The following is a 15,408-nucleotide window of genomic DNA, read 5'->3' as shown; positions in this document are numbered from 1 at the left end:
GTCGCGATCCACGCGAACACACTGGCCCCCGCATTATCTGCGGGAATACCTGAGAAAAGCTCCCTCTAATGCGAAATTGACGGTCATATAGCGGCACCGATTACTCCGATGGTTGTTACCTTAGCCCCTATAAATGGCTGCTAAATAGTGAAAAACGTGACAAATTTTATCCCCAGGTTCAGCTTGCAAAGTGAGGCTTTGAATGGTGAGGACGCCAATGTTTGGGCTGTGAGTGACCGGGCTCACGATCTCGCCAATAAAGGGGAGGATGTCATCTTTCTCTGTGTAGGTGATCCCAACTTTGACACCCCCGAGCCGATCCTCGACTTTGCCCGCGCTCGCCTGGGAGTGGGGCGCACCCACTATTCCCCTGCGGCCGGGGAGCCAATGTTGCGCAGGGCTATCGCGGACATCGAGAGCAAGGTCTCTCCCCACCCCTGTAATCCGGATGATGTTGTTGTTTTCCCCGGTGGAACTAACGCTATCTACGCAGTACTTGCCTGCCTGCTAAACCCCGGTGAGGAGATAGTAATTCCCGAGCCGATGTATATCGGCTATGTTCCCATTTGTGATGCCTTGCGCCTCTCAGTAAAACGGGTGACCTGCCCGGCGGAGACTAATTTCGCTTTTGATGTCGACGCTATCAAGGCCTCCATCAGCGAGCAGACCAAGGTCGTTATGATCAATACGCCGGTAAACCCGACTGGCGCGATGGCTACCCCTGAACAATTGCGCGAGTTGGCGGCATACTGCCGCGAGCGCAATATTTGGCTGGTGTGTGATGAAGTTTATTCAATGATCACCTTTGCCCGCCGCCACACCTCTCTGCGTACAGCAGCGGAGTCGCTGGATAATATTGTTGTGGTTGATGGCTTGTCCAAATCCCACGCCATGAGTGGCTGGCGCCTGGGGTGGGCAGTGGCTCGTGGTCCCCTGGTAGATCGTTTGATTGCTTTTGCAGGGGCGACAATTTTTGGATGCCCTCAGTTCATCCAGGAGGCTGCAGCCTTTGCCTTGGAGTTTGATAGCTACTTCGTGAAGCAGATGCGGGATGCCTATCAGCAGCGTCGAGACCTGATTGTTGAGAGGATTGGCCAGATACCTGGCTTGAGTTGCTACAGCCCTGAGGCTGGGATGTTTGTTATGGTGGATGTCTCCAAGGTATCCAGCTCCGGGCAAACCTTCGCTGAAGCCCTTTTGGATGCTGAGCGGGTCTCGGTACTGCCTGGCGCGCCCTTTGGTAGCAGTTCAGTGAATCATGTTCGCCTCACCCTGGCGGCTGATGAGGCCGAGTTGTCGCGGGCCTTGGATCGCATTGAACAGTTCGTCACCAGTGGTAACCGCCAGGCCGGTTAGGCCTTTGCCGGGAGGCTGGTTGTCGCCAAAATCGCCTTTGAAGTGATGACAAGTTTCCCATGCCGGTGGCTGTAATGTTTATGCCACCGGCGAATACCGCTATCCTTGCCCCCTTTCAGATTCAAAAGAAAATAGCTCCGTGAAAATTGACCGGCATAATTTGCGTATTTTGCAGGCCCTGCAATCAAACGCACGTACAAGTAACCTGAATTTGAGTGAAAAAATTGGATTATCGGAAAGTGCCTGCCTGGCCCGGGTTAAACGCCTGACCAGTGAGCGCTATATCCGCGAGTTCTTTGCCGAGATAAACCTGGATAAAGTTCGGCATGCAGAGTTTTATGTAAACGTTGCGCTTAAGCGGCAGGATGCCCGTACCAGTGAGAACTTTCGCCGTATTATTAGCGATATTCCACAGATTGTTTCCTGTGTGAAGATGTCTGGTGAGTTCGACTATATGCTGCATTTCGTCTGCCCAGACGCAGCAGATTTTAATCGAGTCTCAGAGCAGTTGTTGGCCAATGAAGAGGCGGCGATTTCCCGTATGACTTCTCATTTGGTGATTGAGAAAACCAAGCCTTTTACCGGCTACCCACTGGAACTCTTGTTTCAGGACTGAGCCTTAAATTAACCGGTGCCCGTGATTTGCAGGGCGCCGGTTAATGTTCTCTGTTATGGGAAAACAATAAGCAGGCTGCGCTCAATCACCCAGTAGCAGGCAATGGCCCCCAGCGTATACGCGACCACCGTAGCGACTGGTATTCCGATACCTCCACCCTCCCCGAAAGAGTATTGTTCGCGGTTCCGAATGGCATACCCTAGCCAGAGTTTAAGGAGCTTTTGATACAAGTTGATTGCTGTAAGAACAGCAGTGATAAATACTAATTGCCCCACTTCCACACCGAGATTAAAAGTCAGTAATGCCTGGGGAATAGTCCCCTGGGGAAGCCCAATTTCCCCCAGTACACCGGCAAAACCCAAACCGTGTAAAAGTCCAAAAGCAAAGGCAATTGCCCAAGGGTAGCGACTGGTCAAACTGAAAACACCATGCCCCTGGCGTACAGCTTCTCTGGCTGCCAGTAAAATACTGAGGGCGATAATCGCCTCCACTGGCGCCGACGGCAGATGGATATAGCCCAGTACGGCAGCTGCCAAGGTAATACTGTGGGCGGTAGTGAAAGCAGTGATAGTACCGATCAGCTGGCGAAGGCTTTGTTTGAGTAAGATCAGAGCCAAAACGAACAGCAAGTGATCGACACCGAGAAGAATATGTTCAACGCCCAGCACAAAGTAAGTTTGAGCGACTTGGAACTCGCTAGTGGGTTGGTCAAGGGTCCATTCTGGCTGGTCTGGTGTCAGTCGGATAACTCGCTCACGCCCATCTAACCAGGAGATCCGCACTAGCGCATCGGTCATAGTGCTCTGTAGGCCATCGATATGAATCGACAGCTGTTGTAGCTCCCTGGGGTGATGGATGGTCCAGTACTCTGTGTAGTAGCCGTTACTTATTTGCGCTCTGGGTTGGCTTAGGGGGAGGCAGCTTGGTCCAAATGGACATTCAGAGCGAGGCGAAGATCGCCTTGTGCGGGCAATCGCCAAAGTACTTTAAATAATTGTGCATTAACTTGAGTGATGCCCAGGTAAGCCGGGCGCAGTTCGTGGGCAGATAGTATTGGAGTAAAGCTGAGGAGTAGAATGAACAGGAGTGGCCGGATGTGCATCACTTGACGGCAACCTCGGCTGAGAAGTTATCCGGCTTGTGGACAGTGACCTCGTAGTTTTTACGGTACTGGAGATACTGCTCCTGCAGAATCTTCTTTTGCGCCTGGGATTGCCAATCATTTAGTACGCGGCTGCGTATTTCAGCCAATGCCGGTAGCTGGGTGGACTTGATTTCCTCAAGGAGGACCAGGTGATCGCCGAAGGTCGAGCGGACTGGACCACTCCACTCGCCAACCGGCAGCTTGGACAATTGAGCGGAAAATCCCAGCCCAAATTGCCTGTCTATTCGTGGCTCTGAAGTGTCGATAAAAGCAGCTGGCAGTAGGGTTGAATCCCCAATCATTGGCGAAGCCTGACCGCTGTTTAGCTGCATGAGTAAGTCGTTAAAATCACGTGAATCTGATGAGGCCAGATCCACTGAGAAAAATCGTTGTTGGAAAGATAGGGTGGGGGAAGCCAGTATTTATCAGCCTGACCTTGAAGGAATTTCTCCAATACTCGATCGCCTGGGTCTTGAGTGTCAGCGAAATTACGCGCCGTAAGTTCCATTTTCATTCGCAGGCGGCGGCGGATTACTGTGTCGTTCTCGGCTAATCCCAGGGCAAGCGCTTCCCTGTAAAGTATTTCCTCTCTTAGGTAATTCTCAATAAGTTGCTCCAGCTCGCTATCAGTGGGGTACCTGTGCCACTTGCGCTCAAACACCGAACGTAGATGTTCGACGCGCCCCTCGCTGATAACAATCTCTTGTGCAGGCGGTTCCAGGATTTCTCCCAATCCCAATAGGATTATGGCGATCGAAATAAAATACAGCAGGGGCTCTTTCGCCAATGACTTGAGGAAGGTAGTGGTATTCAAAAGCGCGGCCCTTATTTTGGAGTGGGTCGGAGTTGCGCTGTGGATTCTAATTATGGAAAGACATTCTCAGTTTGCCAGTAAGAAAATATTGATAAATCCATCGCTTTGTACCAAATTGGTGAATTGTTCCGGCGTATGGCGGGGTGTGGCTCATATATACTGTGACAGTACTCCAAAGCGGTGTTCCCCTTGTATAGGGGTGAGTAACAGAAATTAGAGGGGAGAATCGATTGAAATATTTGGGAAGAGTCTATTTGACACTCAATCTATTGGTTTTTGCTTCTATTGGCCTCTGGGCCCTGTTTAAACCGCAGAGCCTTGCGAATGAAGTGGATTTTTCATTTGATACCCCCGAAGCCATGCCCGAGTTTATGGCCACTTATGGCGGGTTTATGTTGGCCATCGCGGTGATTCTACTGGTGGCTTTGGCTATGCGCCCGCACCGCAGGGTTGCTTACGCTGCGATGTCTATCGCCTATATCGGCTTCGCTCTTGGGCGCCTCTACGGAATGTTATTTATCAGTGGTTTTGACCAGCGCAATTTAGTGCTTTTTGCTATCGAAGTCGTCTTTGTGATCTGGGGACTTTACTGTTACCGAGAATCCCGCTGGTTGCCTTTACAGCATGGCCATTAACACGGTTGTTACGGCTAGTAGAAAGGAGCCGGGGGAACCCCGGCACCCATTTAAGTAATTTGAGTGGGTTAAGCGTGAGCTTTTACGCCTTCCGCTGCGCTGTTGTCTATTTCCACCTCTTTTTCTCCCTCGTGTAATTGCCCATCCACCGCTTGCCGGAAGACCTGCTTGTAGTCCTTAAATTCTGTGCCCATCCAGCGATCCCACCAAGTGAAGTAAAAGCCGTAGTTGCCCTGGAAGCGCTGGTGGTGCAAGTCGTGGTGAGTCGTGGTGGTGAGCCTGTCCATAGGGCCGTCGACCCAGCTGCGGGGGTGGAACTCGCGGCCAGTGTGCAGCATGGCGTTGCGGAAGATGCTGATAAATAAAAAGGTGAACCAAATAGTTGGATTAAGCGGCAGTATCAGGGCAATTAGGGGAGAGAAAGCGCCCATCAGGACCGCTTCACCTACGGAAAAACTGTATGCCGTCCAGGGCGTGGGTGTTCTGGACTGATGATGTAGGCGGTGGAAGTGTTTAAATACCTTGGGATGGTGCATACCTCGGTGGGTCCAGTAAAAATAAGCGTCGTGGATCAAAATCACTACTGGCAGGCTGGCAATACTCCACCAGAGTGGATAATCGCTCCACTGCCAGTAAAATTTTGTCAGTCCCAGATCGTGCATCATGGTGGTAATAACCCCTACCAGGGTAAAGATACACACCGTTAATAGTGAATAACTCACCTCCCGCCGAATATCTTTCCACTCGGCACGACGCTTTTGGATACGGCGCCGGTTCATCCAGGTGCGAAATAGCCAGCCGGCCAAAATACTCATTACTGAAGCGGCCAGCACATAGCGAAATAAACTCAACTGGAAATGTTTGGCTCCGTCCTGGGATATGTCGACTAAAAAATCCATATTCTCACCATCATTATTCTTCTATTGAAGGGAGACTCACCGGTGTTAAATCGGGTCTCGGTGAGCCGGGCACGCAGCGGGAAAATCGCTTTCACCGCGCTCCCAGTCTGGGAGCCTTTTACTTTGCGGGCTTACGGAATATGAAAAAATGCTGACGGATTCTTTCAGGAGAGGAGATTCAGGCGGGCAGCTTTTCCCGGCGGTACTCAGTGGGGGTTTGGCTGTGACGGCGCTTGAAAGCAGCGTTAAATGGGCTCAAGGAGCGATAGCCGATGTCCAGAGCAATGGTGAGTACTGGCAAATGGGCCTGTTCCGGATCTGCCAACCGGTTACTGGCTTCATCAATACGAAACTGATTTAGGTATTCGTTAAAATTGCGATAACCTAGGTGGCGATTAATCAGCACACGCAGCACATGTTCGCGAATATCCAACTGCTCCGCGAGCTCCCTGATGGTGAGTCCGGTGTGGCGATAACCACCGTTGTGCATATGTTCCTGTAATTTTTGCAGCTGGGTTTGCTGTTGTTCATCCAGTTCAGGTGGCGGAGCTAAAGGCTGTTCTTCCTCCTCTGGCTCGCTGCTCTTCGGGCGCGGCAGGGATTCTCCCAGAGCGCTGGGGGAAAGGGCCAGCAACCATAGGCAGGCAACCAGTGACAACAGGCTGGCAAATAGTGCGTGCAGTGTCGGTACACCGTTGGGAAGCGGGCGGTAAGCAAAGATAGATTCTGCGCCAATTACCACCAGCATATAGGCGCCGACGGCGATAAGTAGGGTTGTGCGCAGGCGTCGGCGCTCTGCGACCAAGTCCAGGTGAAACTGCCGTTGTAGTGTCAGTAGGCCGAGGCTGATTAAGCCGAGTTTGAGTAGCTGCGAAAGGGTAAATAGTGGGGATTGCTGATCTGACGTCAATGGCAACGGTGCGTGGTAGGCCACTATGCCGATGACCAGGGTAATACCAATCGGAATCCAGCCCCACCGGGGAAAAGGCTCTTCCTCACGGCATAAAAGGTGAGTAAACAGCCAAAAAATTGCGGGAATCAGAGTAATTGGCAGGTTAAGCAAGAGCGCAGTAGGTCCACTCAACTGTGGCAGGATGGGCCAGAGTAAATAGCAGATCACGGCTATCAACAGGGCCAGTAAGCAGCGCCCGGCAACAAGCCTGTAATGATGTATAGCAACCTTGGTTGCTGCCAATAAAAGAAGAGCGCATGCACCGCCGGAGAAAAATAAGTAGCCGGCGGTCATCGTTTATCTCCAGCGCTCGGCCCAGGCATCCAGGACCTTGCTGCTATAGGTATGGCGGCCGTAGCTACCATTATAATAGGCGAGGGCGTTGGCTAGGTTGCCTTTGGCTTTTTTGATGTAGTGTTTAAGAATGGTACATCCGTACCTTAGATTGGTGTCCATATCGATCAGGTTATCGTCGGGCCGACCGATTTCATTTTTCCAGAACGGCATTACCTGCATCATGCCCAGAGCGCCAACTCGGGATATCGCATAGGGGTCAAAAGCACTCTCAATCTGGATAACCGCCAATACGATTTCCGGGCGCAGCCCGGCCCGAGTTGCCTCCCGGTGGACGGCTTTCAGTACGTGCATCCGCCGCTTGGGATCTTTGATATAGCGGGACAGAGGCTGGGATTTAGACATTAGCCACACTTCCGCATCGAAGCGGTCCACAAAGCTGTCGGCCTGGGTAACTGCGTCCTGCAGGGCGAGGCGCAACTCCGGGTCGATCTCGGCTCTACTGCTTTGAGCTTGGGCGGCACAGCAGGTAAGGCAGAGCAACAAGAGGGCGGTGGCTTTTTTTATCATGGGGTGATTCTACGAAAAGCCCGGCAAAATGGGCAGCGTGATTTTGTGACGCCGCCGATAAAAAGCACTTTTGCCGTAAGAGGTCCCGGCCTGCCTGGGGGCAGACCGGGCGGCTCGACAATTATTGATTAAATTTTTCCAATAACACTTCTTCGAGCTGGGATACGGCAAACTCCTGACTTTCTGCATCTCCGCGACCTTTATATTCCACCACACCTTTTTCCAGGCCGCGATCGCCGATAACAATGCGGTGGGGAATGCCGATCAGCTCCACATCGGCGAGCATAGCGCCCAGTCGCGCTTTGGCTTCGTCCATCAGCAATACATCAATACCCTTGCTGCGCAGGGACTCATACAGGTGCTCGCACTTCTCCCTTACCACATCGCTCTTGTGCATATTGATTGGCACAATCGCCAGCTGGAAAGGTGCAATCGCAGTGGGCCAGATAATCCCTGAGTCGTCGTGGTTCTGCTCGATCGCCGCAGCGACGATTCGGGAAACGCCGATGCCATAGCAGCCCATGGACATAACCTGCTCTTTACCGTTTTCATCCAGTACCGTGGCATTCATAGCGCGGCTGTACTTGTCGCCTAACTGGAAAATGTGGCCGACCTCGATACCCCGTTTGATTTCCAGGGTGCCCTGCCCATCGGGGCTGGCGTCGCCTGCCACTACATTGCGCAGGTCTTCGACGCGGCCCAACTCCACATCGCGACCCCAGTTCACACCGGTTAAGTGGTAGTCATCGCGATTGGCGCCGCAGATAAAGTCTGCCAGGTGCGCCGCAGAGCGATCCACAACAGTCTCGATCTTTATGCCCACCGGGCCCAGGGAGCCAATGTTGCAGCTGAGTTCTTTGGCGATACGCTCTTCCGAGGCGAACTGAATGGGGCTGGCGATTCCAGCCAGCTTCTCTGCTTTTAATTCGTTCAGCTCGTGATCGCCGCGCAGTACCAGGGCAATTAATGGAGCGGTTTCACCCTCTTCACACTCGCCCAGAACAATCAGGGTTTTTACTGAGTGGGCGGGATTACTTTTCAAAAACTCGCTGACATCGGCGATGGTTTTTTGGTTCGGCGTATGAACTTCCTGCATTTCCTGTGACGGAGCAGGGCGCTCGCCAGCTGGGGCAACCGCTTCTGCCAATTCGACATTGGCGGCGTAGCGGGATTCTGTGGAGAAGGCGATATCGTCTTCGCCGCTCTGCGCCAGCACGTGGAATTCGTGAGAGCTGGAGCCACCGATTGAACCGGTGTCTGCCAGTACCGGACGGTAGTCCAGGCCAATGCGCTCAAAAATCTGGCAGTAGGCGCCGTGCATAATATCGTAGGTTTCCTGCAGGGAATCCTCGTTCACGTGGAAGGAGTAAGCATCCTTCATGGTGAATTCGCGCGCGCGCATTACGCCAAAGCGCGGACGGATTTCATCGCGGAATTTAGTCTGCACCTGGTAGAAATTGGCGGGCAACTGCTTATAGCTATTGATTTCACCGCGGATCAGGTCGGTGATGACTTCCTCGTGGGTCGGGCCCAGGCAGAAGTCATTGTTGTGGCGATCCTTGATGCGCAGGAGTTCGGGGCCGTACTGCTGCCAGCGGCCGGACTCTTCCCAAAGCTCTGCCGGCTGCACGACCGGCATCAGTACTTCCAGGGAGCCAGCGCGGTCCATCTCTTCGCGAACAATGCGTTCGACTTTGCGCAACACCCGCAACCCAGTGGGCAGCCAGGTGTAGAGACCTGAAGACAGACGGCGGATCATGCCGGCACGCAGCATCAGCTGATGGCTGATCACCACTGCGTCGTTGGGAGTTTCTTTTTGGGTTGCGATGAGATAACGAGATGCGCGCATAGGAATTATATGGATTCTATTACGGGTAAGCTGGCTATTTTACGCTATTCGCTGGGCAATAAATATTGCCTGGGGGCAGTATTGCCTCAATGCGGATTGCCTTTTGCTATACCGGGGTATCTATTTAGCAGGTGCCTGGGCACTGGCTTGGAATGGGAGTGAATAAAAAACCCCGCATAAGCGGGGTTTTTAAGCTGAGGCTTTACAGAGTGTATTAGTTCTCTGCCATTTCCTTCAGCTTCTTCAGTGGGCGAACTTTAACCTGGATGCTGGCAGGCTTCGCCTTGAAGGTAGTCTCTTCACCGGTGAACGGGTTGATACCCTTGCGAGCTTTCTTAGCCGGCTTTTTCACGGTGGTGATTTTCATCAGGCCCGGCAGGGTGAATTCGCCAACTGCGCGCTTCTTGATGTGGCCTTCGATGATATCGTTCAGCTCGTCCAGAACAGATTGAACCTGCTTGCGGGACAGCTCAGTGCTTTCTGCAATCTGATTAAGTACTTGAGTCTTAGTGTACTTTTCCTTGATTGCTTTTACTTTCTTGGCCGGTGCAGCTTTGGCCGCAGCTTTCTTTGCCGGGGCCTTTTTAGTAGCAGCTTTCTTGGAGACAGCCATGGCTTACTTCCTTCTTTGTTGTTCGGTATATATCCGGTAAAAGTGTGTTTTTTCTCCCGCTGCGCTGCATCCGTTACGGGTGTCTCAGCGGGTGATGGGGGAAGTATATATAGTTTTTGTTCGGCCGCACGAAGAAATACTAGAAAAATAGTGCTTTTTTTACATTTTTTAGCCTCACGTCGCCTTTATGGGACGCTTTACCCAGGGAAAAGACCCGTGCAGCTTCTTACCTCTGTAGGCCTCATGTATACTCTCTCCCCCTTTTTTTAAGCACCAGGTACTGTGTAATGCCGATATATGAATACCAGTGCAATGCCTGCGGCCATGAAATGGAAGCTTTGCAGCGGATGAGCGATGACCCGCTCAAAGACTGCCCAGCTTGCGAGAAGGCCGAGCTGCGCAAGAAAATCTCAGCGGCTGGATTTCGCCTGAAGGGCGCCGGTTGGTATGAGACTGATTTTAAAACTGGTAGCAAGAAAAACCTCGCTGGCGGTGACTCTGCCAACAGTGGTAAGGCCAAAAGCGACAAGTCTGGCACAGCGGCGGCAAAGACGGCCTAGGCGAGCTGTGCGGGGCTGTCCGCGCGGTGTACCCTCTAACTAATCTTTTCACCTATCGATAACGGGAATTTTCATCCATGCGCAGCGATTACTGTGGCGTCCTTCGTTCTGCGGACATTGACCGCGTAGTAACCCTCTGTGGCTGGGTCGACCGCCGCCGCGATCACGGCGGAGTGATTTTTATCGACCTGCGCGACCGCGAGGGAATTGTACAGGTGGTGTTCGACCCCGATGCGGCCGAACACTTCGAGATGGCCGATCGCGTGCGCAGCGAATATGTGCTTAAAGTGACAGGTCGTGTGCGCGCCCGTGCCCCGGAGGCCGTGAATCCCAATATGGTGACCGGTGAAGTTGAGGTTTACGGCACAGAGCTGGAGATCCTCAATACTGCTGAGACAGTGCCTTTCCAGCTGGATGAGCACACCGAGGTGGGTGAAGATATCCGCTTGAAATACCGCTATCTGGATCTGCGCCGCAACGAAATGCAGAACAACCTGTATTTCCGTTCCAAGCTGACTACCGCAATCCGCAATTACCTGGATGAGCACGGCTTCCTCGATATCGAGACCCCAATCCTGACCCGCGCCACCCCAGAAGGTGCCCGGGATTACCTGGTGCCGAGCCGCACTCACGAGGGCAAGTTCTTCGCCCTGCCACAATCACCACAGCTGTTTAAGCAGTTGCTGATGGTTTCCGGTTTCGATCGCTACTACCAAATCGCCAAGTGTTTCCGCGATGAGGATTTGCGTGCTGATCGCCAGCCTGAATTTACCCAAATCGATATTGAGACCTCCTTCCTCGACGAAGAGGAAATCATGTCGATCACCGAGAACATGGTTCGCAAGCTGTTTAAAGAGCTTAAGGGTGTTGATCTGGGTGAATTCCCGCGCATGACCCACTACCAGGCGATGCTGCGCTACGGTTCCGACAAACCGGACCTGCGTATTCCACTGGAGATGGTGGAGATCAAGGACCTGATGACCGAGGTGGACTTCAAGGTATTCTCCGGGCCGGCCAATGATCCGAAGGGACGTGTTGCTGCGATTAAAGTACCTGGCGGTTGTAAGAAACTGACCCGCAAGCAACTGGACGATTACGGCAAGTTTGTCGGTATTTATGGCGCCAAGGGCCTGGCGTACATCAAGGTTAACGATCGCTCTGACCTGGAAAATGGTCTGCAGTCGCCAATCGTTAAATTCCTGCCGCTTGAAACCCGTGCAGCTATCCTCGATCGCCTGCAAGCGGAAGACGGTGATGTTCTTTTCTTCGGCTCGGACAAGGCCAAGATTGTCTCCGAAGCCCTGGGTGCATTGCGCTGCAAGCTGGGTGAAGACCTGGATCTGTACACCAGCGAGTGGGCGCCTTTGTGGGTTGTCGCCTTTCCAATGTTTGAAGAAAATGACGACGGCAGCCTGACTGCGTTGCACCACCCCTTCACTGCGCCTTCCTGTACCCCGGAAGAGTTGGAAAAGAATCCGCTCGAAGCACTTTCCCGCGCTTACGATATGGTACTTAACGGCACCGAACTGGGCGGTGGTTCTGTTCGTATCCACGACCAGTTGATGCAGGAAGCGGTATTCCGCATCCTGGGTATCGATGCTGAAGAGCAGCGCGAGAAGTTCGGCTTCCTGCTGGATGCGCTTAAATACGGTGCGCCGCCCCACGGTGGCCTGGCCTTTGGCCTGGATCGCCTGGTGATGTTGATGACCGGCAGTGACTCTATTCGCGATGTTATCGCTTTCCCGAAAACCCAGAGCGCCGCCTGTGTGATGACAGATGCCCCGGGTGCTGTAGATGCGAAACAACTGCGTGAGCTGAGTATTCGCCTGCGACAAAAAGAAGAAAAAATCAGCTGATTTTTCCCCGATGGGCCGAGCGAAGCGGGCCTATCCAATCGTAGTGATGGGCGATTCGCTTCGCTCTTTGGCTCATCCTACGCACTGACTGAAGAGAGACGGAAAATGGCCGGACATAGTAAATGGGCCAATATTAAGCACCGCAAAGCAGCTCAGGATGCCAAGCGGGGCAAGGTCTTTACCAAGATCATTCGCGAGTTGACGGTAGCCGCCAAATCGGGTCCAAACCCGGACGATAACCCGGCGCTGCGCGCCACTATCGATAAGGCTTTGGGCGCCAATATGAAGCGCGACACCATCGACAAAGCTATCGCCCGTGGCGCCGGCAATGCGGATGGTGAAAACTACGAAGCCGTAGTTTACGAGGGCTACGGCGTTGGTGGTGTAGCGGTCCTGGTGGAGTGCCTGACTGACAACCGCAACCGCACCGTGGCTGAAGTGCGTCACGCCTTCACCAAGCGCGGTGGCAACCTGGGTACCGACGGTTCCGTTAGCTATCTGTTTACCCGCAAAGGTCAGATGTTCTACGAGACCGGAGTGGATGAAGATGCGTTGATGGACGCAGCTCTCGAAGCCGGGGCTGAGGATATCGAATCCAACGATGACGGCAGTGTTGAAGTTACCACTGAATTCCAGGACTACCTGACGGTTAAGGACGCCCTGGTTGCAGCTGGTTTTACCCCGGACAGTGCCGAAATTGCCATGATTCCGTCCACCACGATTCCGCTGGATAAAGACGGTGCTGAAAAAGTACTCGCTCTGATCGAGATGCTGGAAGACTTGGATGATGTGCAAAACGTTTACACCAATGCGGATATTCCGGCAGAGGTGATGGAGGAGCTGGGCTAAAGCCGGTTCCGTAACTGGAGGCGGCTACTGTCCCGCCTCTGGTTTTTTATCTTTTCAAGCCCTTCTTACTCCCCCTCCCTTGACGCTTCCTGTTCACCTTGGGACACTCCCACCACTATATAAACATACAGATATTTGGGGAGCTGCCTTTTGACCCGAATCCTGGGTATTGACCCCGGCTCGCGAAAAACGGGCTATGGAATTATCGATGTGGAGCGGGGCAAGGCTCGCTATGTGGCCAGTGGGGTGATTCGTATTCCCGAAGGTGCCCTGCCTGAGCGCCTCAAACTGATTTTTGATGCAGTGAGCCAGATCGCCCAGCAATACCAGCCTGCTCAGATGGCAATTGAAAATGTTTTTATGTCCAAGAGCGCCGGCTCCGCCCTGAAATTGGGACAGGCCCGGGGGGCAGCTATTGTGGCAGGGGCAAATAGTGGTCTGGCAGTAGCCGAATATGAAGCTCGCAAAGTGAAGCAGGCAGTGGTCGGCAACGGTGGAGCGGATAAATTGCAGGTCCAGCACATGGTGAAAACCCTGCTGTCCCTACCTGCGTCGCCCCAGGAGGATGCCGCCGATGCGCTGGCCGTGGCTCTGTGTCATATGCATACCGAGCAAACCCTGGTATTTACCGCTGGCGGTGCGCGCAGTCGTTTTCGTCGTGGCCGCCTGAGCGTGTGATCGGCTGGTAGAATTGGCCCCGTAAAGGGCGCAGACAATATAAACCTGGAATAACACATGATTGGAAGATTGAGCGGTACCCTGGCCGCAGTGCAGCCGCCCCTGTTGTTGGTGGATGTACAGGGGGTGGGCTATGAAGTGCTCGCACCCATGACCACGATTTTTGAACTGCCCGCACTGGGGCAGCCGGTACAGCTGCACACTCATTTAGCGGTATCCGAAACTGCCCAGCAGTTATATGGTTTTATTCGCGATGGGGACCGCAAATTGTTTCGCACCCTGATCAAGGTGAGTGGAGTGGGTCCCAAGATGGCCCTGGCTATTTTATCCGGGCTGGACGGCGCTGCCCTGGCCCGCTGTGTGTCGGAGGATAATGTAGCGGCGCTGGTCAAAGTCCCCGGCGTCGGTAAAAAGACTGCTGAGCGCCTGATCGTGGAGCTGCGGGATAAATTGACCCCGGATTTTGGCGACGCCAACGATATCCCCCTGATGGCCGCTGCTGCCGAGCCCAAGGTGGATCACACCGGTGAAGCGGAGAGCGCCCTGGCGGCTCTGGGTTACAAGCCCACTGAAGCCAGTAAAATGGTGGCCCGCGCCAGCAAGGAGCAGCCGGATGCCGATAGTGCGACTTTGATTCGCCTGGCCCTTAAGGGAATGGCCCCCGCTTAATCTGAGGCCCTGGAGTTGTTGCAATGATCGAAGCCGACCGTTTGGTGGCACCGGAGCCCGTGGGCCCCTCGGGCCAGGAAGAGCAGTACGACCGCGCCGTGCGCCCCAAAACCCTGGATGATTATGTGGGTCAGCCAGTGGTGCGGGAGCAAATGGAGATCTTTATTCAGGCTGCCAAGCTGCGCAAAGAGGCCCTGGATCACACCCTGGTATTCGGACCGCCGGGGCTGGGTAAAACCACCCTGGCAAATATCATCGCCGCCGAAATGGGAGTGGCCATTAAGACCACCTCGGGCCCGGTACTGGAGAAGGCTGGCGATCTGGCTGCGTTGATGACCAACCTGGAGCCGGGGGATGTGCTTTTTATCGATGAGATCCACCGCCTCAGCCCCCATGTGGAAGAGGTACTGTATCCGGCGATGGAAGACTACCAGCTGGATATTATGATCGGCGAAGGACCTGCGGCGCGTTCGATTAAGCTCGACCTGCCACCCTTCACATTGGTGGGCGCCACCACAAGGGCAGGCCTGCTTACCTCGCCACTGCGGGATCGCTTCGGCATCGTCCAGAGGCTTGAGTTCTATAACGTTGAGGATCTCACCAGCATTGTCCGTCGCTCCGCTGGCCTGATGGGAGTGGAGATGGATGAAGGTGGAGCCTTGGAAGTTGCCCGTCGAGCTCGGGGTACCCCCGAATAGCCAACCGCCTGCTGCGCCGCGTGCGCGACTACGCGGAGGTTAAAGGTGATGGTGCCGTGGATTCCGGCATTGCCGATGCCGCTCTTAATATGCTCAATGTGGATTCCTGTGGTTTCGACCAGCTGGATCGCCGTATGCTACTGGCCATGATTGAGAAGTTCGATGGTGGACCAGTGGGGGTGGACAGTCTCGCTGCAGCAGTCAGTGAAGAGCGGGATACTCTGGAAGATGTGTTGGAGCCCTACCTGATTCAGCAGGGTTATATCGCCCGCACACCGCGAGGGCGAGTGGCAACCGGCCTGGCTTATGAGCACTTCGGCCTGCCGAAGCCCGATAATAAATAGAGAGAGGATGGG

At 53.8% G+C, this 15,408-nt stretch carries 16 protein-coding genes and 1 pseudogene; 9 read left to right on the top strand and 8 right to left on the bottom strand.

What is annotated here, in order from left to right:
* The first annotated feature begins 156 nt into the window (after positions 1–156).
* Entirely contained in the window at positions 157–1,356 is a 1,200-nt protein-coding gene (locus P0078_RS10060; protein WP_282934247.1) for a pyridoxal phosphate-dependent aminotransferase, read from the top strand.
* Positions 1,357–1,495: 139 nt separating this feature from the next.
* Positions 1,496–1,972, top strand: coding sequence for an Lrp/AsnC family transcriptional regulator (locus P0078_RS10055; RefSeq protein ID WP_108731811.1), 477 nt, complete (start codon positions 1,496–1,498; stop codon positions 1,970–1,972).
* Positions 1,973–2,025: 53 nt separating this feature from the next.
* Here the strand turns inward: P0078_RS10055 and P0078_RS10050 are convergent, their stop codons facing one another.
* The 3 genes from P0078_RS10050 to P0078_RS10040 form a co-directional block, all read right to left on the bottom strand.
* Positions 2,026–2,769, bottom strand: coding sequence for a HupE/UreJ family protein (locus P0078_RS10050; RefSeq protein WP_282934246.1), 744 nt, complete (start codon positions 2,767–2,769; stop codon positions 2,026–2,028).
* 304 nt (positions 2,770–3,073) lie between these two features.
* On the bottom strand, positions 3,074–3,448 hold the full coding sequence (locus tag P0078_RS10045) for a peptidylprolyl isomerase (protein ID WP_282934245.1): 375 nt from the start codon (positions 3,446–3,448) through the stop codon (positions 3,074–3,076).
* The gene (locus P0078_RS10040) at positions 3,439–3,930 is read right to left on the bottom strand and encodes a hypothetical protein (protein WP_282934244.1); all 492 of its coding nucleotides are present in this window, start codon (positions 3,928–3,930) and stop codon (positions 3,439–3,441) included. Before P0078_RS10040 ends, P0078_RS10045 begins: the two co-directional genes overlap by 10 nt.
* A 230-nt stretch (positions 3,931–4,160) precedes the next feature.
* Between P0078_RS10040 and P0078_RS10035 the strand changes: the two genes are divergently transcribed.
* Positions 4,161–4,565, top strand: coding sequence for a DUF4345 family protein (locus tag P0078_RS10035; RefSeq protein ID WP_282934243.1), 405 nt, complete (start codon positions 4,161–4,163; stop codon positions 4,563–4,565).
* Positions 4,566–4,633: 68 nt separating this feature from the next.
* On the opposite strand, the gene P0078_RS10030 is transcribed toward P0078_RS10035, so the two are convergent.
* The 5 genes from P0078_RS10030 to P0078_RS10010 all read right to left on the bottom strand — a co-directional run bounded on the left by P0078_RS10030 (position 4,634) and on the right by P0078_RS10010 (position 9,742).
* Positions 4,634–5,464: a sterol desaturase family protein gene (locus P0078_RS10030; RefSeq protein ID WP_282934242.1), complete on the bottom strand. Its 831-nt coding sequence runs from the start codon at positions 5,462–5,464 to the stop codon at positions 4,634–4,636.
* Positions 5,465–5,642: 178 nt separating this feature from the next.
* A complete protein-coding gene (locus P0078_RS10025; protein WP_282934241.1) occupies positions 5,643–6,710 on the bottom strand; it encodes a helix-turn-helix transcriptional regulator in 1,068 nt (355 codons plus the stop codon).
* 3 nt (positions 6,711–6,713) lie between these two features.
* Positions 6,714–7,280 carry a lytic transglycosylase domain-containing protein gene (locus tag P0078_RS10020; RefSeq protein ID WP_108731817.1) on the bottom strand — a complete coding sequence of 189 codons (567 nt, stop codon included), beginning with the start codon at positions 7,278–7,280 and terminating at the stop codon, positions 6,714–6,716.
* 121 nt (positions 7,281–7,401) lie between these two features.
* Entirely contained in the window at positions 7,402–9,129 is a 1,728-nt protein-coding gene (locus P0078_RS10015) for a proline--tRNA ligase (protein ID WP_282934240.1), read from the bottom strand.
* A 214-nt stretch (positions 9,130–9,343) separates the two neighbouring features.
* The gene (locus P0078_RS10010) at positions 9,344–9,742 is read right to left on the bottom strand and encodes an HU family DNA-binding protein (RefSeq protein WP_282934239.1); all 399 of its coding nucleotides are present in this window, start codon (positions 9,740–9,742) and stop codon (positions 9,344–9,346) included.
* Between the two features lie 287 nt (positions 9,743–10,029).
* On the opposite strand from P0078_RS10010, the gene P0078_RS10005 reads away from it, so the two are divergent.
* The 6 genes and pseudogenes from P0078_RS10005 (at position 10,030) to ruvB (ending at position 15,396) form a co-directional block, all read left to right on the top strand.
* Complete coding sequence (locus P0078_RS10005; RefSeq protein ID WP_282934238.1) at positions 10,030–10,302, top strand: FmdB family zinc ribbon protein; 273 nt, start codon at positions 10,030–10,032, stop codon at positions 10,300–10,302.
* Between the two features lie 77 nt (positions 10,303–10,379).
* Positions 10,380–12,158 carry an aspartate--tRNA ligase gene (gene aspS / locus P0078_RS10000; protein WP_282934237.1) on the top strand — a complete coding sequence of 593 codons (1,779 nt, stop codon included), beginning with the start codon at positions 10,380–10,382 and terminating at the stop codon, positions 12,156–12,158.
* 105 nt (positions 12,159–12,263) lie between these two features.
* Complete coding sequence (locus tag P0078_RS09995) at positions 12,264–13,007, top strand: YebC/PmpR family DNA-binding transcriptional regulator (RefSeq protein WP_282934236.1); 744 nt, start codon at positions 12,264–12,266, stop codon at positions 13,005–13,007.
* Positions 13,008–13,157: 150 nt separating this feature from the next.
* Entirely contained in the window at positions 13,158–13,685 is a 528-nt protein-coding gene (gene ruvC / locus P0078_RS09990) for a crossover junction endodeoxyribonuclease RuvC (RefSeq protein ID WP_282934235.1), read from the top strand.
* 57 nt (positions 13,686–13,742) lie between these two features.
* Entirely contained in the window at positions 13,743–14,354 is a 612-nt protein-coding gene (gene ruvA / locus P0078_RS09985; RefSeq protein WP_282934234.1) for a Holliday junction branch migration protein RuvA, read from the top strand.
* A 23-nt stretch (positions 14,355–14,377) separates the two neighbouring features.
* A pseudogene (ruvB, locus tag P0078_RS09980) lies at positions 14,378–15,396 on the top strand (Holliday junction branch migration DNA helicase RuvB).
* Positions 15,397–15,408 lie beyond the last annotated feature (12 nt).

The organism is Microbulbifer sp. VAAF005 (assembly GCF_030012985.1).
Classification (GTDB): Bacteria; Pseudomonadota; Gammaproteobacteria; order Pseudomonadales; family Cellvibrionaceae; genus Microbulbifer.
Note: the sequence above shows the minus strand (reverse complement) of the source record. Positions and strands in the feature narration are given on the sequence as shown.